This is a genomic window from Mangrovicoccus algicola (assembly GCF_014903745.1).
Classification (GTDB): domain Bacteria; phylum Pseudomonadota; class Alphaproteobacteria; order Rhodobacterales; family Rhodobacteraceae; genus Mangrovicoccus; species Mangrovicoccus algicola.
In genome coordinates this window covers 1-23,235 of the sequence record NZ_JACVXA010000032.1, presented here as the reverse complement: position 1 = coordinate 23,235, position 23,235 = coordinate 1, and the positions used below count along the sequence as shown (strand labels likewise).

The 23,235-nt window shown below is 68.0% G+C and carries 22 protein-coding genes; 9 read left to right on the top strand and 13 right to left on the bottom strand.

The features are described 5' to 3' along the window. Positions 1-15 precede the first annotated feature (15 nt). The 4 genes from pcaF to ICN82_RS11285 form a co-directional block, all read right to left on the bottom strand. Positions 16-1,212 carry a 3-oxoadipyl-CoA thiolase gene (gene pcaF / locus ICN82_RS11300; protein WP_193182778.1) on the bottom strand — a complete coding sequence of 399 codons (1,197 nt, stop codon included), beginning with the start codon at positions 1,210-1,212 and terminating at the stop codon, positions 16-18. 3 nt (positions 1,213-1,215) lie between these two features. Then, a complete protein-coding gene (locus ICN82_RS11295) occupies positions 1,216-3,267 on the bottom strand; it encodes a 3-hydroxyacyl-CoA dehydrogenase NAD-binding domain-containing protein (RefSeq protein WP_193182776.1) in 2,052 nt (683 codons plus the stop codon). 11 nt (positions 3,268-3,278) lie between these two features. Beyond that, positions 3,279-5,192, bottom strand: coding sequence for a TRAP transporter permease (locus tag ICN82_RS11290; RefSeq protein WP_193182774.1), 1,914 nt, complete (start codon positions 5,190-5,192; stop codon positions 3,279-3,281). 152 nt (positions 5,193-5,344) lie between these two features. Next, a complete protein-coding gene (locus tag ICN82_RS11285; RefSeq protein ID WP_193182772.1) occupies positions 5,345-6,475 on the bottom strand; it encodes a TAXI family TRAP transporter solute-binding subunit in 1,131 nt (376 codons plus the stop codon). Between the two features lie 389 nt (positions 6,476-6,864). Here ICN82_RS11285 and ICN82_RS11280 point away from each other — a divergent pair, with 389 nt between their 5' ends. The 8 genes from ICN82_RS11280 (at position 6,865) to ICN82_RS11245 (ending at position 13,621) form a co-directional block, all read left to right on the top strand. Continuing rightward, positions 6,865-7,779, top strand: a complete 915-nt coding sequence (locus ICN82_RS11280; protein ID WP_193182770.1) for a LysR substrate-binding domain-containing protein — start codon at positions 6,865-6,867, stop codon at positions 7,777-7,779. A 187-nt stretch (positions 7,780-7,966) separates the two neighbouring features. Next, a complete protein-coding gene (locus ICN82_RS11275; RefSeq protein ID WP_193182768.1) occupies positions 7,967-9,325 on the top strand; it encodes an NAD(P)H-dependent oxidoreductase in 1,359 nt (452 codons plus the stop codon). Next, entirely contained in the window at positions 9,322-9,615 is a 294-nt protein-coding gene (locus tag ICN82_RS11270) for a putative quinol monooxygenase (protein WP_193182766.1), read from the top strand. Before ICN82_RS11275 ends, ICN82_RS11270 begins: the two co-directional genes overlap by 4 nt. Continuing rightward, positions 9,612-10,493, top strand: a complete 882-nt coding sequence (locus ICN82_RS21630) for an NAD(P)-dependent oxidoreductase (RefSeq protein ID WP_193182764.1) — start codon at positions 9,612-9,614, stop codon at positions 10,491-10,493. Before ICN82_RS11270 ends, ICN82_RS21630 begins: the two co-directional genes overlap by 4 nt. Positions 10,494-10,529: 36 nt before the next feature. Next, positions 10,530-11,552: a DctP family TRAP transporter solute-binding subunit gene (locus tag ICN82_RS11260; protein WP_193182762.1), complete on the top strand. Its 1,023-nt coding sequence runs from the start codon at positions 10,530-10,532 to the stop codon at positions 11,550-11,552. 79 nt (positions 11,553-11,631) lie between these two features. After that, positions 11,632-12,144 carry a TRAP transporter small permease gene (locus ICN82_RS11255; RefSeq protein WP_193182760.1) on the top strand — a complete coding sequence of 171 codons (513 nt, stop codon included), beginning with the start codon at positions 11,632-11,634 and terminating at the stop codon, positions 12,142-12,144. Continuing rightward, complete coding sequence (locus ICN82_RS11250; RefSeq protein WP_193182758.1) at positions 12,141-13,412, top strand: TRAP transporter large permease; 1,272 nt, start codon at positions 12,141-12,143, stop codon at positions 13,410-13,412. Before ICN82_RS11255 ends, ICN82_RS11250 begins: the two co-directional genes overlap by 4 nt. Positions 13,413-13,426: 14 nt before the next feature. Beyond that, positions 13,427-13,621 (top strand): IS66 family transposase, encoded by a 195-nt coding sequence (locus tag ICN82_RS11245; protein WP_193182756.1) that lies wholly within the window; start codon positions 13,427-13,429, stop codon positions 13,619-13,621. Between the two features lie 499 nt (positions 13,622-14,120). On the opposite strand, the gene ICN82_RS11240 is transcribed toward ICN82_RS11245, so the two are convergent. The 9 genes from ICN82_RS11240 to ICN82_RS11200 form a co-directional block, all read right to left on the bottom strand. Next, entirely contained in the window at positions 14,121-14,789 is a 669-nt protein-coding gene (locus ICN82_RS11240) for an amino acid ABC transporter permease (RefSeq protein ID WP_193182754.1), read from the bottom strand. After that, entirely contained in the window at positions 14,786-15,469 is a 684-nt protein-coding gene (locus tag ICN82_RS11235; protein ID WP_193182752.1) for an amino acid ABC transporter permease, read from the bottom strand. Before ICN82_RS11235 ends, ICN82_RS11240 begins: the two co-directional genes overlap by 4 nt. 3 nt (positions 15,470-15,472) lie before the next feature. Next, positions 15,473-16,201 (bottom strand): amino acid ABC transporter ATP-binding protein, encoded by a 729-nt coding sequence (locus ICN82_RS11230; RefSeq protein WP_226898436.1) that lies wholly within the window; start codon positions 16,199-16,201, stop codon positions 15,473-15,475. Between the two features lie 57 nt (positions 16,202-16,258). Then, positions 16,259-17,095 (bottom strand): transporter substrate-binding domain-containing protein, encoded by an 837-nt coding sequence (locus tag ICN82_RS11225; RefSeq protein ID WP_193182750.1) that lies wholly within the window; start codon positions 17,093-17,095, stop codon positions 16,259-16,261. Positions 17,096-17,151: 56 nt separating this feature from the next. Further along, positions 17,152-17,436, bottom strand: a complete 285-nt coding sequence (locus ICN82_RS11220; RefSeq protein WP_193182748.1) for a hypothetical protein — start codon at positions 17,434-17,436, stop codon at positions 17,152-17,154. A gap of 3 nt (positions 17,437-17,439) precedes the next feature. Then, positions 17,440-18,885 (bottom strand): amidase, encoded by a 1,446-nt coding sequence (locus ICN82_RS11215; RefSeq protein ID WP_193182747.1) that lies wholly within the window; start codon positions 18,883-18,885, stop codon positions 17,440-17,442. Between the two features lie 18 nt (positions 18,886-18,903). Further along, a complete protein-coding gene (locus ICN82_RS11210) occupies positions 18,904-20,322 on the bottom strand; it encodes an MFS transporter (protein WP_193182745.1) in 1,419 nt (472 codons plus the stop codon). Between the two features lie 88 nt (positions 20,323-20,410). Continuing rightward, positions 20,411-21,352: a polysaccharide deacetylase family protein gene (locus ICN82_RS11205; RefSeq protein WP_193182743.1), complete on the bottom strand. Its 942-nt coding sequence runs from the start codon at positions 21,350-21,352 to the stop codon at positions 20,411-20,413. After that, positions 21,352-22,293 (bottom strand): polysaccharide deacetylase family protein, encoded by a 942-nt coding sequence (locus tag ICN82_RS11200; RefSeq protein WP_226898435.1) that lies wholly within the window; start codon positions 22,291-22,293, stop codon positions 21,352-21,354. The genes ICN82_RS11205 and ICN82_RS11200 overlap by 1 nt, the downstream gene beginning before the upstream one ends. A gap of 115 nt (positions 22,294-22,408) precedes the next feature. On the opposite strand from ICN82_RS11200, the gene ICN82_RS11195 reads away from it, so the two are divergent. Beyond that, complete coding sequence (locus tag ICN82_RS11195) at positions 22,409-23,122, top strand: TetR/AcrR family transcriptional regulator (protein WP_193182735.1); 714 nt, start codon at positions 22,409-22,411, stop codon at positions 23,120-23,122. Positions 23,123-23,235 lie beyond the last annotated feature (113 nt).

The following is a 23,235-nucleotide window of genomic DNA, read 5'->3' as shown; positions in this document are numbered from 1 at the left end:
CCTTGGTCCTCTCGTTCAGGCAGCCGCAAGCGACAGCGCAATGCCCTGCCCCACGCCGATGCACATGGTTGCCAGCGCGGTCCGCGCTTCGCCGCGTGCGATCATCCGCGCGGCCGTTCCGGTGATGCGGGCCCCCGACATGCCCAGCGGATGCCCGAGGGCAATCGCCCCGCCATGGGGGTTCACCCGCGGATCGTCGTCCGACAGTCCCAGCCTGCGCAGCACGGCCAGCGCCTGTGCCGCAAAGGCCTCGTTCAGTTCGATCCGGTCGAAACTGTCAGGCGCCACGCCCAGTTGTGCGCAAAGCCGTTCGGTCGCGGGCGCAGGCCCCATGCCCATGATGCGCGGCGCCACGCCGGCGGTCGCCCCGCCGGTCACCCGCGCCAGCGGCGTCAGCCCATGGCGCTTCATCCCGGCCTGCGTGGCAAGGATCAGCGCCGCCGCCCCGTCATTCACGCCGGAGGCATTGCCCGCCGTCACGCTGCCGCCCGCACGAAACGGTGCCTTCAGTGCCGCGAGCTTTTCGGCCGTGGTGGCGCGGGGATGTTCATCGGCGTCAAAGATCACCGGCGCGCCCTTGCGTTGCGGCACGGCAACGGGGACGATCTCCTCGGCCAGAACAGCGCGAGAGGCTGCGGCCCTTTCCTGGCTGCGCAGGGCAAAGGCATCCTGGTCCTCACGGGAGATGTTGAAATCCGCCGCCACGTTTTCTGCCGTCTCCGGCATGGAGTCGGTGCCGTAGCGGGCCTGCATCGCGGGGTTGATGAAACGCCAGCCGATGGTCGTGTCCTCGACCGAATTGGCGCGGGAGAAGGCCTGGGTTGCCTTGGGCATCACGAAGGGCGCGCGCGACATGCTTTCGACGCCGCCCGCGATGGCAAGATCGCCTTCGCCCAGGGCGAGGCGGCGATAGGCGGCCAGCACCGCGTCCATACCCGACCCGCAGAGCCGGTTGATCGTGGTGCCCGACACCGTCTCCGGCAGGCCCGCCAGCAGCAGCGCCATGCGTGCCACGGATCGGTTGTCCTCGCCCGCCTGGTTGGCGCAGCCGTAGATCACGTCCACCGTGTCGGCCCAGTCCAGATCCGGGTGCCGGTCCTGCAGCGCCAGCAGCGGCAGCGCGCCAAGATCGTCGGCCCGGATGCCGGACAGGCTGCCGCCGTATCGGCCGATGGGGGTGCGGATGTAGTCGCAGATGTAGACGTCCTGCATCGGTCAGTCCTTCAGTGCGGCAAGTGTTTCGGCGACGGGACCCCGGGCGAACCCGTGGCCGATGGCCTGTTCCAGCTGATCAAGGTCGGCGGCAATCGCGGCAGGATCCTCCTGTGCGGCCCACCATAGCGGCCCCCCCTTCCAGCGCGGAAAGCCGTAGCCGTTGGCCAGCGTCACATCGATGTCCGAGGGGCGTTGCGCGACCCCTTCAGCCAGAAGCAGCGCGGCCTCGTTGACCATGGCGATCAGCAATTGCCGCTGGATCGTTGCGGCATCGAAAGGCTGCGGGGTGATCCCGGCATCGGCCCGCGCATTCGCGATGACCGCATCCACCACGGGCGAAGGCCGGGTTTCGGGGTAGTCATACCAGCCCGCGCCGGTCTTGCGCCCCAGTCGTCCCGCCTCGCACAGCCGGTCGGGGATCGTGACGTAGCGGGCCTTTGGATCGCGCGTGGCCGCCTGCCGTTTCCGCATGGCCCATGCGATGTCCAGCCCGCTCATGTCCGACACGGCAAAGGGTCCCATGGCGAAACCGAACGCCTGGGCGGCGGCATCCACGTCTTGCGGCGCGGCCCCGTCCAGCATCAGAAGCTCGGCGCGGCGGCGATAGGCGGCGTAGATCCGGTTGCCGATGAACCCTTCGGCGACGCGGGCGACCACGGGTTGCTTGCCCAGCCGTTTCGCCAGCGCAAGGCCGGTGACCAGCACATCGTCGGCGGTCGCCTCGGCCCGGACAACCTCGAGCAGTTTCATCACGTCCGCCGGGCTGAAGAAATGCAGGCCCAGGATGCGGGACCTGCCCGGAAGATCCGCCACCATCGCGTTGATGTCGAGGTAGGAGGTATTGGTGCCGATCACGACGTTTTCGGGCAGCAGCCGGTCGAGCTGTTCCAGCAGGGGCACCTTGACCGAAAGCTCTTCGAAGACGGCTTCGATCACCAGATCGCAGCCCGTCAGGTCGGCCACATCCGTTGCCCCCCGCAGCGCGGCCTTCTGGGCGGCCAGCGCGGCATCGCCCAGACGGCCCCGCGCATGGCGGGCGTCCAGAGCGTCGCACAGGGCAGAAAGGCTGCGGTCGAGTGCGGCGGCATCGCGTTCCACCAGCGTGACCGGCAGGCCCGCGCCAAGGCAGGCCCGCGCAATCCCCTGCCCCATGGTGCCGCCACCGATCACCCCGACAGACGCCAGCGCACGCGGTTTGGCGTCCAACCCATCAACAGACCCCGCCCGCCGTTCGGCGAAGAACAGGTGCCGCAGCGCGGAGGCGTCAGGCTCGAGCCGCAGGCGCTGGAACACGGCGCGCTCATCGGCCAGCACCGCCGCCACGTCCGCATCGGCGCTGGCCTGCACCAGGCGGATCGCCTCGGCCACGTTGGGCCGCCCGCGCCCTTTCTTCAGGGCCTTGTCACAGGCGGCCTGCAACGCGGCGGGGTCTTCATCAGGCACCGTCATTTGCGCAACCACCCGCTTGGGCCGGTCCTGCGCAAGGAAGGTCAGCGCGGCGTCCAGCAGATCACCTTCGGCCAGCGCGTCGACAAGGCCAAGCGACGCGGCGCGGGTACCGGTGATGCGGGTCGAGCCACAGACCATTTCCACGGCGGCGATCCGGCCCGTCAGGCGCGGCAGGCGCTGCGTGCCACCGGCCCCCGGCACCATGCCAAGCGACACCTCGGGCAGGCCCAGTCTGGCGTCCTCCGTGGCGATGCGGTAGTCGCAGCCCAGTGCCAGTTCCAGCCCGCCGCCAAGAGCGACACCGTGGATTGCGGCCACCACCGGAAAAGGCGCCTCCTCGCAGGCGGAGATCACGTCGGGCAGTTCGGGCCAGGCCAGCGGCGCGCCGAATTCACGCAGGTCGGAGCCTGCGATGAAACTGCGCCCCGCGCCGATCAGGATGGCGCCGCGCAGATCTCCCGCGGCCTGCAGCGCCTCGATCAGACCCTTGCGGATTGCGTGGGAGCCTGCGTTGACCGGCGGATTGTCGATGGTCAGGATGGCGATACGATCGCGGATCTCGCTGCGCACTGTCCCGTGCGAAGGAGAGGTGTGGGTGTTCATGATGGCCTCCGTCAGTCGGTGTTGTGGATGGGATCGCGGACGGGTCCGGCCGGGCTGAAGCGGTTGACCACGATCGCGGCCCCCAGCAGCACCAGCCCGATCACGTCGGACAGCGATCCGGGCACCACCAGCGCCACGGCGCCGGCCCCGAGGACGATCCGCGCCGGGATCGAAATGCGGCCCACGAAGTGCAGCCAGCCCTCGGCGGCCGCCGACATGAACCATACCGCAAGGATCGCGCTGCCCACGTCATGGGCAATGGCCAGCGGTTCCCCCTGCAGCACCAGCGTCGGGTTCAGGACGAAGATGAAAGGCAGCACGAAGTTCACGGCCCCCAGCCGCATCGCCAGCACGCCGGTGCGCATGCCGTCGGATTTGGCGATCACGGCGGCGGCGAAGGCGGCCAGTGCCACGGGCGGCGTGATGTAGCTCAGCATGCCCCAGTAGAGGATGAACAGGTGCCCCGCGATCGGGTTCAGCCCGGCCCCCGCCATGGCCGGCCCCAGCACGATGGCCAGGAAGATGTAGCAGGCGCTGACGGTCATCCCCATGCCCAGCACGAAGGAGGTGAGCGCGCCGAAGATCAGCAGCAGATAGACGTTGTCGCCCGCGAACTGCAGCAGCTCGCGCGAGAACGCTCCGCCCACGCCGGTGTAGCTGAGCGCGCCGACGATCAGCCCGACACCCGCAAGGATGCCCACGATGTTCGCGATGTTGCGCACCGCGTCTTCCAGCAGATCCACCAGCAGGCGCAGCGTCACGCGGTTCTCGCCGCGGATCATCCCGTTGAGCGTGGAGGTCGCCAGCAGCACCAGCGTGGCCCAGAACGGCGCCTGCGCCTCGATCCCCTGGGCGACGATGAGGTAGACCAGCACGACAAGCGACAGCAGGAAGTGCCAGCCCGATTTCAGCACCGGCCAGACCTTCGGCAGATCCGCCGGGTCCTGCCCCTTCAGCCCGCGGCGTGCCGCGTAGCAGTCGGTCTGCAGCATCAGCGCGAAGTAGAACAGCGCCGCCGGCACGATCGCCGCGATCATCACGGTGGAATAGGGGACGTTCAGGTTTTCCGCCATGATGAAGGCCACGGCCCCCATCACGGGCGGCATCAGGGCCCCGCCGGTCGACGCGCAGGCCTCGATCGCGGCGGCATAGCGCGCGGGATAGCCGACCTTCTTCATTGTCGGGATGGTCATCTGGCCGGTGGTCACGATGTTGGAAATCACCGACCCCGAGAGCGAGCCGAAAAAGCCCGATGACAGGATCGCCACCTTGGACGGGCCGCCGCGGGTGCGGCCCAGAAGCGCCTCGGCGAAGGCCATGAAAAAGGCGCCGCCGCCGGTCACGACGAGGGCCGATCCGAAGACAAGGAAGCCGATCAGCAGCCCGGCGACCACGCGCATCGGCACGCCGATGATGGATTCCGAGCCAAGCGCATGCATCATCACCAGCCCCGGAACGTCCGTGCCCGGCCCCCAGAGGAACCCCGGCATCCGTTCCGCAAAGAGCGGGAACAGGAAGAAGGTGCCGCAGATCAGCAGCAGCACAAGGCCGCCCGTCCGCCGCAGCGCCTCGAGCGTCAGAAGGCAGAAGATGCCCGCGATGACCTGCGCGGTTTCGGGTGCGACGAGATCCCAGCCTTCCATCAGGATGCGTTCACCGTTCCAGGCGAAATAACACGCGCAGCCAAGGACCAGGACGGAACCGGTCACGTCCAGCGCACGCCCCATGGCACCGAACCGTGTCTGCGGCAATGGATAGACCTGAAACACGACCGACAGGAAAAGCCCCGCAAGCAGGTAGAAATACGACGTGTCGAGCAGGACGTAGCCAACCAGCATCTGGGTATTGAACAGACGGTCGACGTTCAGCAACAGCGCGATCAGCCCGAGGATCAGGACCACCACGCGGGTCGGACCATCCAGCATCCCCGCCCCGGACGGAGACGCCGCCTGATCTGCGGTCGTCTGGGGATCGGATACAGGACTGGAATGCGGATCGCTCATTGCGGACCTCGCTTGCTTCGATTGGGGAAAATCAGTGGGGGACGGGCCCGCTGCCGGACCCGTCAAAGCGGCGTTCAGTCCGTCAGATGCTCGGCGCGCCAGTCATTCCAGAAGGCCGACCAGTCATCGTCGCTGCCATCATGGGCGGCGCGGGCCTCGGCCCAAGCTGCTTCGACGGCGTCCTCGCGGGCAAGCCGTTCGTCCTGCCAGGCCTGTGCTTCTTCAGTCCAGTAGCCCATTTCCTTGGCGTAACGGATCGCGCCTTCGTGGAAGGGGGCATCCGCCGGCGGAAGGATCGCATGATCGACGGACCAATTCTTTGCATCCGCCGTCGCGTCCTTGAAACCGTCAAAGCTCTGATCGATGGCCTTCACGAGGTTGTAGACCGCGTCTTCATCCGTCTCGGAGTAGGTGGCCAGCATCGGGTATCGATAGCCAAGCAGCCAGACGGGGTTCTCTTCGGAGATCCCGGCGCCGGTGGTCTGTTTATAAGGCTCTGCAAAGCTGATGACGTCCGTCGCATTTTTCCAACCCTGCTCGTTCCCGGGGTCGAAGCTGAGCCAGGTCAGCCCGCGTGCGCTGGCCTCGATCTCCCGCGCGAAGGAGGAGGTCGGCACCATACCCATAGCGTCGAGCTGGTTCGAGATAATGGCATCCTTCAGCGCGCCGTAGCTGCCGAACCACACCTGTTCAACGTCGTCTCGGGTCAGGCCACCGAAGGCAAGATAGGCATCCGTCTTGATGTTCAGCGCCGGGTTGCCCTTCACGAATCCCACACGTTTGCCGCGCAGATCCTCGACGCTTTCGGCGTTCACGTCCGCCGCCGCGATGATGCCCACCGAAGCGGGCCGGCCAAGGATCACGCGAACCTCCTGCGGGCCCCAGTCAGGCGCTGCGAACTCTTCCATGCCCTCGTTCGCAAAGAAAAGCTCATTGGAGAGGAACCCGTAGTCTGCTTTCCCCTCCCGCAACGGCAGAAGACGCCCGATCGAGGTTCCCGACGGCAGCACGCGCACGCGTGTGTCGAAATTGCCCTGAACCGCGTTGGCGATGGCCGAGGCTTCGGTATAGCCGCCCGAGCCCACGTCATAGGCGCTCCAGATCATCGAGCGCGGCAACTCCACCGCATCCTGCGCCACGGCCGGGACGGCACCGACCGCCAAAGTTGCGGCCACAGGGGCCGCGATGACGAATCTTCCTAGCATGAAGGTCTCCTCTCCCTAGAACTTGGCACGCCGGACCACCGGTCGGCGCTTCCCTCCGGCGGGAGACATAGCGCACCTTAAATCATATTTCTAGCTTTTTAATTATACCGCAGACATTGAGCGACCCTGACGGAATACACTTGCCCGGGTCATCCGCTCAAAAAACATATCGCGGACACGTCTTCCTCGAGACGTTCAACGAGCGCTTCGGCCCCTTGCCCTGCGCCATCCAAAGTGTCACTTATGCTTGTGGAGCCGATCCAGACGATGTCGAACTGCGCCGCCCTATAGAACAGCAGCGACCGGAGCCGGGCATAGTCCCGGACGCAGGCAAGACGCAGGGTCATCAGGGCTTGCAGGCCGCCAACCACAGGATACTCATCCTCGCCGTGCCCCCATTCCGATCCATCGCCGTCTTCTACTATGTCGCCCGCCACAATTCGATCGTGGCCGCGGCAGAGGAACTGAACGTCACGCCCTCGGCCGTCAGCCAGCAGATCAAGTCGCTGGAAGAACAGATCGGCACCAAGCTGGTGTCCCGCACCGGCCGCAGCATCCGGCTGACCGAGGCCGGGGAAAGATATTTCGAGCTCATCTCCGACAAGGTCGAGGGCGTGGCCCTGGCGACGGAGCAGATGCGCGCCGCGCGGCATACAGCGAACATGGTCATCCGCACGACGCCGACGATCGCCACCAAATGGCTGCTGCCGAGGCTCGGGCGGTTTCTGGAACTGGTTCCCGACACGAACATCCGCATCGACGGCAGCAACGAACCCGTCGATTTCAACCGGGACAATGTCGATCTGGAAATCCGGCACGGGCTCGGCGGGTGGCCGGGCCTCTATGCCGAGCCGCTGACCGAGGAACGCTTCATTCCCGTCTGCGCGCCCGCACTGGCCCCGGCCGGCGCGCTGAAGCCGGCGGAGGTGCTCGAACTGCCGGTGATCCGCTCCGTCAAGGCCCAGGTCCAATGGAGCGACTGGAGCGAGGCGCAGGCCCTGCACGCACGGCCCGGGCGCGGAACCCTGTCGTTCGACCGGTCGCACATGGCCGTCGATGCCGCGGTCCTGGGGCTGGGCGTGGCGCTGGAAAGCGAATTGATGATGGAAGCCGAACTGCGCGCGGGCCGCCTGGTCATGCCGGTGGAGCGGACCCCGCGCCTGCAGATCGCCACCCAGTGGCTGGTCTGCCCGCGCTCGAACCTGAGGCGCCACCGGGTGACACAGCTCATCGAATGGCTGCGTGGGGAGGCCGCGACATGGCGCGAAGGCAGCCCGGCAAATACGTTAGAATATCTACAATGAAAAAGATAAAAGTTAATTTTTCTTTCCCGTGATTTTGATGGATTCTGCCCCTGTCCACGGGAGGAAGGACCAGCTCGACCGGAGCGGCGCATCGCGCCGCCCCCGGGAGGCGGCGCGATGCTAGCGCGCCGGGGCTTTCCCTGCCCGAGTATCAGGGCCGAGCGCCCATCCTGGAAAGGGAAAAGTCATGAGCTTGTCTTCGATGCTTGCCAAACGAAATGCCGCCGGCAAGCCGGTCCGCGTCGGTCTGATCGGCGCCGGAAAATTCGGATCCATGGTCCTCGCCCAGGCCCGCAAGATCGAGGGCTATCACGTCGTCGCGGTGGCCGACCTGGATGTCGGAAAGGTCCGCACGTCGCTCGAGCGGACCGGCTGGGAAGATGGCGAATATTCCGCGACCTCCCTCGGCGACGCGATGGACAGCGGCCGCACCTTCATCACCGACGATGCCGCCGCGCTCTGCGCCTTCGACGGGATCGAATGCATCATCGAGGCCACGGGTCATCCGCTTGCCGGTGTGCGCCATGCGCTGAAGGCGATCGACGGGGGCAAGCATGTCGTCATGGTCAATGTCGAGGCCGACGTGATGTGCGGTCCGATCCTGGCGCAGAAGGCCCGGGAGAAGGGGGTCGTCTACTCGATGGCCTATGGCGACCAGCCGGCCTTCTGCTGCGAACTGGTCGACTGGGTGAAATCCTGCGGCTTCGAACTGGTCGCCTCGGGCAAGGGCATGAATTTCTGCCCAGGATACCGCTATTCGACGCCCGACACCGTCTGGGACTATTTCGACTTCACCCCCGAGCAGGTGAAGGCGGGCGACTTCAATCCCAAGATGTATAATTCCTTCACCGACGGCACGAAGGCCGCGATCGAGATGGCCGCGGTTGCCAATGCCACCGGCCTCGACTGCCCCGAGGACGGCCTGGCCTTCCACCCCGCGGGGCTTCAGGACCTCGCCGAGGTGTTCAAACCCGTCAGCGAGGGGGGACGGCTGGAAAAGAACGGCATCGTCGACATTGCCGCCAGCCGCGAGCCGGACGGGCGGACCGTGCTCAACAACATCCAGTACGGCATGTTCGTGACCTTCAAGGCCCCCAACGAATACACCCGCCAGTGCTTCAACCAGTATGGCCTCCTGACCGACAAGTCGGGCTGGTACGGGTCGATGTGGCGGCCGTTCCACCTGATCGGCCTGGAGACCTCGGTCTCGGTGCTCTCGGCCGTCCTGCGCGGGGAGCCGACCGGAACCTCGGTCGAATTCCGCGGCGATGCCGTCGCCACCGCCAAGAGCGATCTCAAGGCGGGCGAGTGGCTGGACGGCGAAGGCGGTTTCGCCACATGGGCCAAGGCGGTCCCGGCGGTGCTGTCGACGCGGATCAACGCGCTGCCCATCGGCCTGGCGCACAAGGTCCGGCTCAAGCGCGACGTGGGCCGCGACCAGATCGTGACCCTGGAGGATGTCGACCTGGTGGACGATCTCGACGTGATCGCCGTGCGGCAGGAGCAGATGGACACGATGGGCCCGAAGGAGCCGGCGGACGCATGAGCTTCGTCGTCCTTCCCAGTTTCGAGGTGCCGCAGGACAATCTCGAGGCCTTCCTCGACGCGGCGCGCGACGATGCGGAATCCTCGCTGGCCAGCGAACCCGGCTGCCGACAGTTCGATGTCTGCGTCGACCGCAGCGCCAGCCCCGTCCGGGTGACCTTCTACGAGGTCTATCGCGACCGCGCGGCCTTCGAGAGCCATCTGCAGACGGCGCATCTGGACGCCTTCCGCGGCAAGCTGCATCTGTGCAGCGAGGGCCCGGTGCAGGTCTTCGACAGGGTCGTGCCGTGACCGGGCCTGTCGCCTTTCTCGGCACCGGTCTGATGGGCGGACCGATGTGCGCCAACCTGGCGCGGTCCGGCGTGACGGTCCGCGCCTGGAACCGCAGCCCGCAGAAGGTCCGGGCCCTTGGCGGCGGCATCGCCGCGGCCGCCTCGCCCGCGGCGGCCGCGGCACAGGCCCGCGCCTGCATCGTCATGCTGTCCGACGGACCGGCCTGCCGCAAGGTTCTGTTCGACGACGGCGCTGCCGAGGCCCTGGCCCCGGGCGCGCTGCTGATCGTCATGTCCTCCATCGGGCACGGCGAGGCGCTGGAGCTTGCGGCCTCGGCCGAGGCGCTCGGGCTGCGCTGGGTCGATGCGCCTGTCTCGGGCGGCACCGCCGCCGCCGCCGCCGGAACCCTGTCCATCATGGCCGGGGGCCGGGAGGAGGACATCGCCGCGGCGCAGCCGCTGCTGGCGCCGATGGGGACCACCGTCCATATCGGTCCCGCGGGCACCGGCGCGTTGACGAAGCTGATCAACCAGATCACCGTCGCCTCGACCATCGCGGCGGTCTCAGAGGCGCTGCTGCTGGCCGAGGCGGGCGGGGCTGAACCCGCCAGGGTCCGCGAGGCGCTGATGGGCGGATTCGCCAGTTCGCGCATCCTCGAGCTGCACGGCAAACGCATGATCGACCGGCATTACGTCCCGGGCGGACCGGCAAAGTACCAGCTCAAGGACACCCGGGCCGCGCGCGCTGTCGCCGCGAGTCTCGGGCTGGAGTTGCCGGTGCTCGATCTGGTGGACGGGCTCTTCGACGAACTCGTCGCCCATAGAGGCGGAGACCTTGACCACGCCGCGCTGATGATCGAGCTGGAAAGACGAAACGGGATCGCCGGGAGGGCGTAACCCGCTGCAACGACTATTGAAAGGGAGGAGGAACCCATGAAAGTGGCTCTCACACGGCGGGCCCTGGCCCGCAGCTTCGCCGCTGTGGCGATCGCGACGACCGCACTGTCCGGCCTGGCCACCCGCGCCCCGGCCGACACCGCGCTGCGCATGGCGGTGCCAGATCCCGTCGGCAGTTCCGTCGGCCGCGCCGCGACGCGCTTTGCCGAGCTGGTCGCGGAAAAGACCGGCGGAGAGGTGACGATCGAGGTCTTTCCCGACGGCGTCCTGTTCGGTGGCGACCAGAATGCCGCCGTCAACCAGCTGGGCTCGGGCTCCCTCGACGGGCTGATCCTTGCCAGCTCCGTCTATGCCGCGTTCGAGCCGCGCATGAATGCGATCGCGCTGCCCTACCTGTTTTCGGATTACGGGCAGCTGCAGGCCTATCTCGCCGGTGCCCCGGGCGAGGAGCTTCTGGCGTCGCTGGAGCGGTTCGGGATCCATGGTCTCGGGTTCTTCCTGCGGACGTTCCGCAACGTGACGACGACGGACCGGCCGATCACCGCCCTCGAGGATTTCGAGGGGCTCACGCTGCGGACCCCCAACAATCCTCTCTTCGTCGCCCTGTTCCAGGAACTCGGGGCCAACCCGACCCCGATGGCCTTCTCCGAGGTCTACACCGCGCTCCAGCTGGGCGCGATCGAAGGGCAGGAGAACCCCGTAGAGGTCCCCTACAACAACAAGTTCGCCGAGGTGCAGGGCCAGCTGAACATCACGCGGCACCTGGCCGACAGCTTCCTGGTGGCCCTGTCGAACCGTGCCTGGGAGCGCATTCCCGACGCGCACCGGGACGCCGTCACCGAGGCCGCCGCGGAGATGATCGCCGAACATGACGCCGAGGAGATCGAGGCCGAACAGGGCATCATCGCCAAACTGCGGGAGCAGGGCATGCAGGTGAACCATTTCGCCGAGGGCGAGCTGGAGCGCGTGCAGGAGGTCGCCCGCGGCATCTATCCGCAGTTCGAGGACAAGATCGGGGCGGAATTCATGAAGAAGAGCATGGACTTCGTGAGCAACTGACGCTCTGGGCTCTCCGCATGCCGGTGCGGGGAGCGACCCCCCCGGCCACCGGCCGGAGCAGACCCTGGGAGAGGAAGATATGGATAGGCTTGATCGCCTGTTGTGGCGCTGCGTGGATTTCGCGATCCTGCTGGCCGTTCTGGGGATGGTGTGCCTGATCACCCTGCAGGTCGGCTCGCGGCTGTTCGGCGCCTCGGTGCCTTGGACGGAGGAGCTGTCTAGGTTTCTCTTCATCTGGACCGTCTGGTTCGGGATGGCGGCATCGTTCCGCATGAAGACCCACCCGTCCCTCGACATCCTGCCGGCCCTCGCGACCGGTCGGCTGCACCGGATCCTGAGGGTCGTGCCGGTCCTGGCGACGATCCTGCTGTTCTCTGCCGTGAGCTATCACGGCTACCGCCTGGTGCGACAGCAGATGCTCTTTGGCGAGACCTCCCCCATTCTCGGCGTCGGGATGTACTGGGCGACCCTGCCGCTGGTCATCGGGTCCGCCCTCTCCATCATCGCCGCGCTGGCGGATGCCCTGCGGGGCGACCCGGTCTCCGGCGTCCCGCGCCCCCCCGCCACGGAACATGAAAGGCCTGCGCCATGAGCCTGACGCTTCTGGGACTGTTCTTCGTCCTCGCCCTCCTGGGGGTGCCCCTGGCCGTCGCGCTCGGGCTCAGCACGCTGTCGGTGCTCTGGTGGTTCGACCTTCCGGTGGCCATGATCACCCAGACGATGGCCAGCTCGATCAACTCCTTCCTGCTGATCGCGGTGCCCCTGTTCATCATGGCCGGGCTGATCATGGAGCGCGGCGGGCTGTCCGAACGCATCTTCGATGCCGCCGAGGCCCTGATCGGACGCTTCCGCGGCGGGCTCGGGCAGGTGAACATCGCGTCCTCCTTCGTCTTCGGCGGCATTTCCGGATCCTCCGTGGCGGATATTGCCAGTCTCGGCCCCATCACCATCCGCTCGATGACCTCGCGGGGCTATCCGCTGCCCTATTCCGCGGCGCTGACATTGATCACCGCCACGCTCGCGACGCTCGTGCCGCCGTCGATCCTGATCATCATCGCGGCGGCCGCCTCGGGCCAGTCCGTCGGCGGCGCGCTGGCCGGGGGGCTCGGGCCGGGCGTTCTTCTGGCGGCGAGCCTGGCGGCCTATAACTACTGGATCTCGCGGCGCCACGGCTATGGCAAGCAGGTGGCCTTCGACCCGGGACGGACCGCGCGCGCCCTGCTGAGGGCCCTGCCCTCCGTCGGCGCACCGGTGATCATCCTGACCGGCATGTTCTCGGGCATCGTCACGCCGACCGAGGCGGCGGGCCTGGCCGTCCTCTACACGCTGGTCATCGCCGGGCTCCTCCATCGCGAGATCGGATGGCGCGACGTGGTCGAGCTGGCCATCCAGGCCGGGCGGACGGCGGGTGCGGTCCTGCTGATCCTGATGGTCGCCAGCGCCGCGACCTATGTCTTCACCATCGACCAGCTGCCGCACAAGGCATCGGGCCTTCTGGAGATGGTCGGCGGCTCGGGGTTCCTAATCCTGATCCTGATGGGCGTGATCTTCCTCATCGTCGGGATGCTGATGGATATCGTGGCCGCCGCGCTGATGCTGATCCCGGTCCTCATGCCGTCGGCGGTGCAGGCGGGGGTTCACCCGATGCATTTCCTGATCTTCATGACCGCCTCGCTGGCCATCGGGCTCGCCACGCCTCCCGTGGGGACCTGTCTTTTCGCGACGGCCTATGTCTCGAAAGTGCCGATCCCGACGCTGATCAGGGCGGCGCTGCCCTTCTACGCCATCAACCTCCTGGTGCTGGTCCTGGTCGCGGCCTTCCCGCAAATCGTGCTCTGGCCGATGGAACTGCTCACCTGAATCTCCCGACCGGTTTGCGCGCCGCGCCCATCGACGCGCTGTTCGACATCGAGCGAGAGATCGACGACATGCCTGCAGACGAGCGCCTGGCCGCGCGACGGGACCGTGCCCGACCTCTGGTTACGGGCCTGCACAACTGGCCGGCATCGGAACGCGGGCGAATGTCCCGGCGCGCGCCCGTCTCTCAGGCCACGCGCGCCGCGTCCTAGCTGGTCCCGTTTCTCAGGTGAGCCATGTGGTCGCCATGGTTCGAGGCCCATGGCGAACGCCCGGACGGTTCTCGCCATGCGGTTCGCCAGGGCGATTGCGGCCTGCTTCGGGGTCTTGCGCTGCAGGAGCCGCCACAGCCAGTCGTCGCCGGGCTGCCCGCGCCGCCGGGCACAGATTACGCACAGGCGCCCATACAAGGTCGCGCGGTCGCCGTCGCCAACAAGCTCGCCCGGATAGCATGGGCCCTCATGGGATGCGCGGAAGCGAGTGCAGCACCATGATGAATGCAAGGAATCGGCATTCGCTTCCGCGCATCCCATGAGGGCCCCCAGTGCGAAAGCTGCAGATGGAGGCCGGACACATGACCGCACCGCTCAAAGGCAGACATCAACAACGCGCGCCTTGACCCGCAGGGGCATCCACTCATGACGGACGCCCTCCGGGAAGGGAAATCGCGGCCGCCGACCGGACTGCGCAGCGGCGCCCGGGATCCGGGCCTCAGGCGCCCCGGCGGCGGCGTTCGAGCCAGCCGGTCAGCCGCACCGAGGGCAGAAGGAAGGCCAGGTACATCAGCGCGGCCAGCGTGATCGGCGAGGCATTGTAGACCACCGAGCGCGCATTGCTGGCCATGTGCAGCAGCTCGCTCACCCCGATGATCGAGGCCAGCGACGTGCCCTTGACCAGCTCGATCGTGTTCGAGGCCAGGTCGGGCAGGACGTTGCGCACCGCCTGCGGCAGAACGACGTCGCGCAGCGCCTGGGCGCGGCCCAGACCGGTGGCGCGCGCGGCCTCCATCTGCCCCGCGGGAACCGAGCCGAGCCCGGCGCGCAGGATCTCGCAGTAATAGGCGGAGCTGTTGAGCCAGAGCGCGATCACCACGGCCATCAGCGGCGGCGTGCGCAGCCCGAGGAAGGGCAGCGCCGAATAGACGATGATGATCAGCACCAGAGGCGGCAGTCCGCGGAACCCGTTGACCCAGATCCTGACCGCGCGCCGCAGCCCGCGATGGCGCGCAGAGGAGCCGAGCGCCAGCGCAAGGCCGAGCGCCAGCCCCAGCGGCGTCAGCAGCAGCGTCAGCAGGATCGTCACCCCCAGCCCCTTCAGCAGGAACGGGAAGGCCTGCGCCATCACCTCGAGATTGAAGAACTGCTCGATCAGCGCATTCATGCCGTTTTGCCCCAGCTCATGCTGCGCTCGAGATAGCCCGCGAGGGCCATGAGCGGCAGGAAGATGATCAGATACCCGATGGCGGCCATGATGAGCGGCGTGGCATTGCCGGAAAAGCTCAGCGCCGTCTGCGCCTCGTTCAACAGCTCCGGCATGCCGATGGCGGTGCCAAGCGCGGTGTTCTTGGTGATGCCGATGGTGCGGTTGGTCAGCTGCGGCACGCAGATCTTGAAGGCCTGCGGCAGCACCACATCGGCCAGCGTCTGGCGCTGGGTCATGCCGGTGGAGCGCGCGGCCTCCCACTGGCCCGCGGGAATGGCCTCGAGCCCGGCCCAGAAGATCTCCTCGGCGAAGGCCGACAGGATCAGCGTCAGGGTGATCCAGATGACCCAGAAGGCGCTGATCGACAGGCCGACGCTGGGCAGGCCGAAATACAGCAGGAGGATCACGGCCAGCGGCGGCACCGCGCGCAGGCAGTCGACCCAGAGCCGCATGACCTCGACGCCCCAGCGCGGCAGCACCAGCCGCAGGAGCGCCATGGCCAGGCCCAGCACAAGCCCCGCGGCAATGACCAGCACCGACAGCGACACCGTCACCCAGGCGCCGTGCAGCAGATCCGGCAGGTAGGTCCAGGCGACCCCGGCATTGAAATAGACCTCGATCAGGCGCGACAGGTCCATGGCTCAGTGTTCCCCGCCCAGAAACGCGCGGGCACGGCCGCCCTCGCGGGCCAGGAGCTCGGCCGGGGTGCCGTATTCGACGATCTCGCCGGCCTGCATGAAGGCGACGCGATCCGCCGCCTCGCGGGCAAAGCGCATCTCGTGGCTGACCACCAGCATGGTCATGCCCGCCGCCTTCATCTCGCGCATGGCCTCGAGCACGCCGCCCACCAGTTCCGGGTCGAGCGCCGAGGTCGGTTCATCCATCAGCATGACGCGCGGCCCCAGCGCCAGCGAGCGGGCGATGGCGACGCGCTGCTGCTGCCCGCCGGAGAGCTGCGAGGGATAGTGGCCGAAGCGTTCGGCCAGCCCCATGCGGTCCAGTTCGCGCCGCGCGATCTCGCGCGCCTCGGCCTCGGATTTCCCCTGAACCCGCCTGAGCGCAAGCATCACGTTCTGCTCGGCGGTCATGTGCGGATAAAGGTTGAACCCCTGGAACACCATGCCGATGCGCTGGCGCATCCGGTTGATGTCGGTATCGCCCGCCAGGAGGTTGGTATTGTCCATCCAGATCGCGCCGGATGTCGGCTCTTCCAGACGGTTGCAGCAGCGCAGCAGGGTCGACTTGCCCGAGCCAGAGGGCCCGATCAGGAAGACCATCTCGCCTTCCCCGACCTTGAGGTTGATGTTCTTCAGCACCTCGGCATCGCCGAAGGATTTGTAAAGCGCCTGGATGTCGAGGATGGGACGCATGGAAGTCTCCGTCAGGGTATGCGCGCCCTCCGGGGGCGCGCATCGGGGGATCATCGGTCAGCCGCAGGACGGCGCATGTTCGGTGGCATCGTAATTGCCGAACCCCTCGGGGCCGAAGCCGGGCTGCGGCGTCACGTCGAGCGAGCCTTCGGCGGGGGCGGTGCCCAGCCATTTCTCGTAGATCGCCGCGGCGGTGCCGTCGGCCTTGATGCATTCGATCGCGGCCTCGACCTCGTTGCGCAGCGCCTCGGAGCCCTTGGGGAAGGGATAGGTGAGGTAGATGCCGCGATCCTCGCGCATCGTGGCCAGCTTCAGCCCGCCCATCTTCTGCGCGATGCTGAGCCCGGTGACGCTGTTGACCAGCGCGGCATCGGCGCGCCCGGCCTTGACCGCCTGCGCCGCATCGGAGAGCGAGCCGTAGGATTCCACGGTGAAGCCCAGCTCCCCGGCATTCTCGCGCGCCCACTGGTCGTCGACATTGCCCTTGTTGGTCGCCATGACCTTGCCGTCCAGATCGGCCGTGGTGGCGAGGTCGGCCGCGTCGTCGCGCATCAGATAGGCCATGTCGATCGCCCAGATCCCCTCGGTCAGAAGGAAGGCGTCGGAACGCTCCTGGCTGACCGTGAAGGGCACCGACAGCATGTCGAACGTGCCCGCCTGCAGCGCCGGGATCAGGGCCGAGAAGCTCATCGCCTCGATGGAGATCTCGCGGCCGATGCGCTTGGCGATCTCGTTGGTCATGTCGACGGTCATGCCCTCGACCGAGCCGTCCATGCGCGGCTGGGCGAAGGGCGGGGCATTGCCGTCGAGCGCGGAGCGCAGCGCATCGGCGGCAAAGCCCGGCAGGGCCGCGGTGGAGGCCAGGGCGGCGGCAAGAAGGAGGGAGCGTGTCATTCTGCGGAATCCTCGCGGTTGGTCTGCGGCCAAGGTGCCAGTTTGAAACGTACGTTTCAATCGGTTGATTGGTCTGCGGCAGGGCGCATCGCAGGGCTGCCTGCATTTTGTGCGGATTCGCGGCGGCTGCCTGCCTCGATATCACATCTTGCACCGACCATCGGCTGGATCGTCTTGTCATCGCCGCGGCGGATGGCGCGGCCCGCGGCCAGCGTCTCCGAATAGAGCCGCGCCGAACGGGCCAGCGCCGCGCCCTCGGGCGGGACGAGCCCCTGGCTCGTCCAGATCAGCGCCACCGCGGCGTCGTGGGCATCGGTCGCGGGACGGGTGGGATCTGCCATGGCTCAGGCCTCCTGGGTGGCAAGCGAAAGGGTCAGCGCGGGATCGACGCGGGCGGGGGCGTCGCCGCGCAGCCGGGGCTCCAGCGCCGCGGCGGCGCGCAGCAGCCGCGCCTCGTCGCGGAACCCCGCCGCCAGCTGCACCGCCACCGGCATCCCCCGGGCATCCCGGCCCGCAGGCAGCGACAGCGCCGGATGGCCAGTCAGCGAGAAGGGGCTGCCCGCCGAGGTCGCGGTGAAGGCGACGACCTCCTCCTCCTCCTCGAAGCGCGGCGCGGTGACATAGGTCATCGGCAGAAGCAGGATGTCGACCTCGTCGAAGATCGCGTCGGTCCGCCGGGTCAGTTCGCCCCGCTCGCGCAGCGCGGCGATGTAATCGGCGGCCCGCATATACATGCCCGCCTCCATCTTGGTGCGCAGCGCCTCGCCCATCAGGTCGCGATGCTCGAGGAAATCGCGCTCGTGGATGGCGAAGCTCTCGCTGCGGTTGATCGGCGCGGCCACGCGGCGGTAATCGGCCGGGGCGACCGGCATCGCGATGTCGCGGATCTCGGCGCCCAGATCGGCCAGCGCCGCCGCCGCCTTCTCCAGCGCGGCGAGGATCGCGGGCTGCGGCACCAGATCGCCGAGCGCCAGGTTGCGCACATGGCCCACGCGCAGCCCCTCGACCCCCGCCCCGAGGCCCGCGCGAACCGAAAGGACCTCGCTGCGCAACGTCGTGTGGTCGCGCGGGTCGCGGCCTGCGAGAAGGTCGTAGATCAGCGCCGCATCGGCGACGCTGGCGGTCAGCGGCCCCACCGTGTCGAAGCTCCAGCAATTGGGCATCATGCCGTGTCTGCTGAGCCGCCCGAAAGTGGGTTTCAGCCCGACGACGCCGCAGCCCGCCGCCGGCAGCCGCACAGAGCCGCCGGTATCGGTGCCGAGCGCGAAGGCCGCCATCCCCGCCGCCACCGCGACGCCCGAGCCGGAAGAGGAGCCGCCGGTGAAATGCCCGGGGTTCCAGGGATTGCGCGCCGGCGGGGCGGGCAGGTCGAAACTGGCCTTGCCGTTGCCGGTCCCGTATTCCCAGGTGTTCAGCTTGCCCATCAGGATCGCCCCCTGCGCGCGCAGCCGCTCCACCATGGCCGAATCCAGTGCCGGATCGTGGCGCTGCGGCACCGCCGATCCGGCGGTGGTGGCGAAATCGGCGGTGTAGAAGTTGTCCTTCACCGCATAGGGGATCCCGTCGAGCGGCCCCAGGCGCCGCCCCGCCGCCAGCCGCGCATCGGCGGCCGCCGCCTGCGCCCGGGCCGCGGCGAAATCATGGCGCAGATAGGCATGCACCACCGGATCCAGCGTCTCGATCCGGGCGATCGTCGCCTCCACCAGCGCCGATGGCAGCAGCGCGCCCGCCTCGAAGGCGGCGATGATCTCGGTGACGCTCAGCGCGGCGGGATCGGGGATGGGTGTCATGGTCTGGCCTTTCGGTCTTCAGGAGGGGCGCGCGCGGCGTCGGCTGACGGCCGCCCCGTCCTGCGCGGTGAGGGAAAAGAGGAAGAGCGCGCCCGACAGCGCGGTCAGAAGCGCCACGACGATCATCGCGGCCGAGATCGCGCTCTGCGGCGGGGCGAGCCCCGCGGCTTCGAACTGCGCCACCAGGATCGCCGCGACCGAGATGCCGAGCGCCATGGAGACCTGTTGCCCGACGCCGCCGAGCGCGGTGGAGGCGCTCTGCCGCTCGGCGGGCACATCGGCGTAAAGCAGCGTGTTGACCGCGTTGAACTGCAGCGAGCGCGCGACGCCGTAGGCCAGCACGACCACCAGCAGCAGCGCCTGCGGCGTCTGCGGGCCGAGAAGCGCCAGCACGCCGGTGAGGACCGCGCCGAGCAGCCCGTTCCAGAACAGCGTGGCGCGGAAGCCCAGCCAGCCCAGTACGCGGCGCATCAGCGGTTTCAGCACCAGCGCCCCGGCCGCGACGGCAAAGACCGTGGTGCCCGCCCGCGCCGCCGACCAGCCGAAGCCCAGCTGCAGCTGCAGCTGCAGCAGGAAGGGCACCGCGTTCAGCCCCAGCCGCGACAGCCCGCCCGCGAAGAACCCGATGCGGAACAGCCGGAGCCGCCACAGCGTCAGATCGAGCGCCGGGCGCGCCGCCCGCGCGGCATGGCGCCAGTAGCCCAGGGCGGCCAGCGGCACCAGCGCCGCCAGGCCCCAGCGCGCCCAGGCGGGCAGGAAGGGATGCACCAGCTGATCCAGCAGCAGCTGCGCCGCCGCCAGCACCGCCGCGCAGAGAAGAAAGCCGCGCAGGTCGAAGGACCGCCGCTCGGTCCCGGCATCGGCGGGCAGGATGCGCGGCACGATCAGGAGCGCGGCCGCCCCGATCGGCAGGTTGACGAGGAAGATCCAGGGCCAGGAGGCATAGGTCACCAGCCAGCCGCCCAGCATCGGTCCCAGCACCGGGCCGATCAGCACCGGCATCGACATCCAGGCGATGGCATTGGCCAGCTCGTCCTTCGGCGCCGCGCGGATCAGCAGGAGCCGCCCGACCGGCGTCATCATCGCCCCGGCCGTGGCCTGCAGCACCCGCATGACGACCAGCATCGTCAGCGAGCTCGACAGCGCCGCCCCGACCGAGGTGACCATGAAGCCGAAGATCGCCCAGAGGAACACGCGCCTGGCGCCGAAGCGGTCGGCAAGCCAGCTCGAGGCCGGGATCATCGCCGCCAGCGTCACCAGGTAGATGGTCACCGCCAGGTTCACCCGCAGCGGCGCCACCCCGAAATCGGCCGCGACCGCGGGCAGCGCGGCGATCAGGATCGTGCTGTCCAGCGTCTCCATCAGGAAGGCGCAGGAAATGACGAGCGCGGTCAGCACGAGGCTGCGCCCCTCGGCGGTGCGCGGAGCTTTGGTCATGGTCGGGTCTTTCCTGGAGGCGGCCGGATGGGCCGCCGGATGGCACCGGGGGCGGGCCGCGCCTGCCCCCGGCAAGGACGGGCCGGGGTCAGGCGAGCGTCGTGGTGGCGGCGCGGATCTGCGGCACGGTGACGAAACCCGCGCCCGGCATCGCCGCCAGCGCATCGAGCAGCCTTTCGAACCCGGCGATCCGGTAGGGCTGGCCCATCAGCCAGCTGGTGACATGCAGCGGCAGGATCCGCCCGGACCCGCTCTGCTCCGCCTCGGCCAGCAGCCGCCGCGCGGCGCGCAGGATCGCGGCTTCGTATTCGTGGAGCCGCGCCTTGGACCGGCCGATCATCTCCTTGTCGGTCAGCTCGATCAGGTTGGGCAGCGCCACGATGGAGCCCTGCCCGGTGGCGAAGTCATAGGGCACCTCGTCATTGCACCAGTCGGCCATGGCGGTGATCCCCGCCTGGCTCAGCAGCGCGGGCGTGCGGCTGCTCTGGCTCCAGCCCGGCGAATGCCAGGCCGAGGGGGCGATGCCGTATCCCGCGAGGATCTCCAGCGCCTCGGCGATCATCGCGCGCTCGTCGGCCTCGGACAGCCCCTCGTGATGGATCGCGCCCATGTCGAGCCCTGCCGCCACGATGTCATGGCCCGAGGCCAGGACATGGCGCATCAGCTCGGGATAGCGCGACGCGACGCGGGCATTGAGAAACAGCGAGGCCTCCAGACCGCGCGCCGCCAGGGCGTCGAGCAGCCGGTAGATGCCGATGCGCAGCCCGTAATCGCGCTGCGTGTAGACCTGGCTGTCGGGCCAGGGCCGGTGCGGCGCGCCGAGGGGCAGGAAGGGCTGGCCGGTCGTGTCCATAGGAAACCATTCGGCCGCCAGCTGAACCCAGATGCCGAGCTTGACGCCGCCGCCGAACTCCAGATGCGCCGCGCCATGGGTGTCGCGCCAGTCGTAGAACCCGTGATCCATCCGCGCGGCGCGGCGCATCGGGGTGACGAGGTAGTCGGGGCCGGTGGGGCGGATCGGTGCGGACATCAGGCCTCTCCCTCCAGCGTCCCGAGCCAGGCCGAGACGCGGTCATATTGGGTTTCGTAATACCATTCGGCGATCTCGCGGCCGGTCGGGTACCAGACATCCGCATGCGCCTTCACGTAATCTAGGAACTCGGCAAAGAGGTCGATCCGGTGCGGCTGGCCCAGCACGAAGGGATGGATGGCAAAGCACATGACCCGCGGGTTCTGCGCGCCTTCGGCATACATCCGGTCGAACTGCGCCTTCAGCGAGGCCAGAATCTCCTCGCCCGACATCAGGTGCCAGGCAGCCATCGGCGTGTCGTTCATCTCGATCGAATAGGGCACCGAGATCAGCCGGCCGGTCTTCAGCGACAGGGGCATCGGCTGGTCGTCGTGGAAATAGTCGAGCGTGTAGCGCACGCCTTCCTGCGCCAGGATCTCCTGCGTCTCGAGGCTGGGCGTTATCGCCGGGGTCAGCCAGCCATCCAGGCTCTGCCCCACCCGCGCCAGCGTCTCGCGGCTGTCGATCACCACCCGGCGCTGTTCCTCCAGCGTCATGCCGTAGAAATAGCGGGTGTTGTAGATGCCGTGGCTGAACAGTTCCCAGCCCAGGTCGTTGCAGCGCGCGATGATCTCGGGGAAATGATCGACCACCGTCACCGACAGCGAGACCGAGCCGCGGATGTCGCGCCGCGCCATTTCCTCGGCAATGCGGCGGAAGCCGATGCGGTTGCCGTAGTCGCGCATCGAGTAGTTCATCACGTCGGGCATCACCCGCGGATTGGGATGGCGGTTGGGATTGACCGGCGGCATCCATTCGTAATGCTCGATATTCGGCGCGATCCAGAAGGCCATCCGCGCCCCGCCCGGCATCTCCAGCCGGGGCCGCCCGCGCAGCGGCGCATGGCGATACTGGCCGGTGTCGCGCGGCCGATTCTCGTCGAGGAAGGAGGTTTCCTGCATCTCATCACCCGTTTCAATCAGGCATTTCAAACATCTGCTTGTATAACGCTATTGAAACTCCCGTTCGAATGCAAGAGAGTTCATGCAGGCCCCAGACGCGGCCGGGAGAAAGTGCATGAGCGACGCCGAAACCAGCCAGCCCCTCCGGGACGGGGACACGCCCCCCGCCCGCGGCCGCCGCAGGCAGACCCGCGAGAGCATCCTTGCGGCGACCAAGGATCTGGTGGCCCGCAAGGGGCCGCATGCCACGACCGTGCGCGACATCACCCAGGCCTCGGGCGCCAATGTCGCGGCGGTGAACTACTATTTCCAGAGCAAGGACAACCTCGTCGCCATTGCCACCCGCGAGATCGGCGCCGAGATCAACGACGAGCGCGTCCGCCGCCTCGAGAGCCTCCTGCAGGCCTCCGGCGGCGCGCCGCTGGCGCCTGCCGAGATCGTCCGCGCGCTGGTCCTGCCGATCGGCGAGACCTCCCGCGCCGCGGATGGCGGCTCTCTCTACGTGCGCAATGTCTACCAGATGCGCACCGTCCCCTATGCCGAGGAGAACCGGCAGCATGTGATGCTGCAGGGCAGCGTCGCGCAGAAATTCATCACCGAGATCCGGCGCAGTCTGCCCCGCCTCTCCCGCGCCGAGGCGGTCTGGCGCTACGAACTGGTGCGCGGCGGCGCGCTGCACATGGCCGCCAATGTCGATCCGCTCTGGCGGCGTTTCGAGATCCTGGAGCTCGGCCCCTCCGGCAGCCTCCCCGAGGAGCCCGCGATCCGGCTCGACGACGCCTTTCTCGAACGGCTGGTCGAGGCGCTGGTCCCGATCCTGACCCGCTGAGCCGCGCGGCCGCGATCGGTGCGGCAGCATCGTGAAGTGGTCCCGAAAATGGGACACTTTGCTAATGACCTTGCCCCCGGATCCCGGACTGGGAGTTAGATTACTCGCAGACA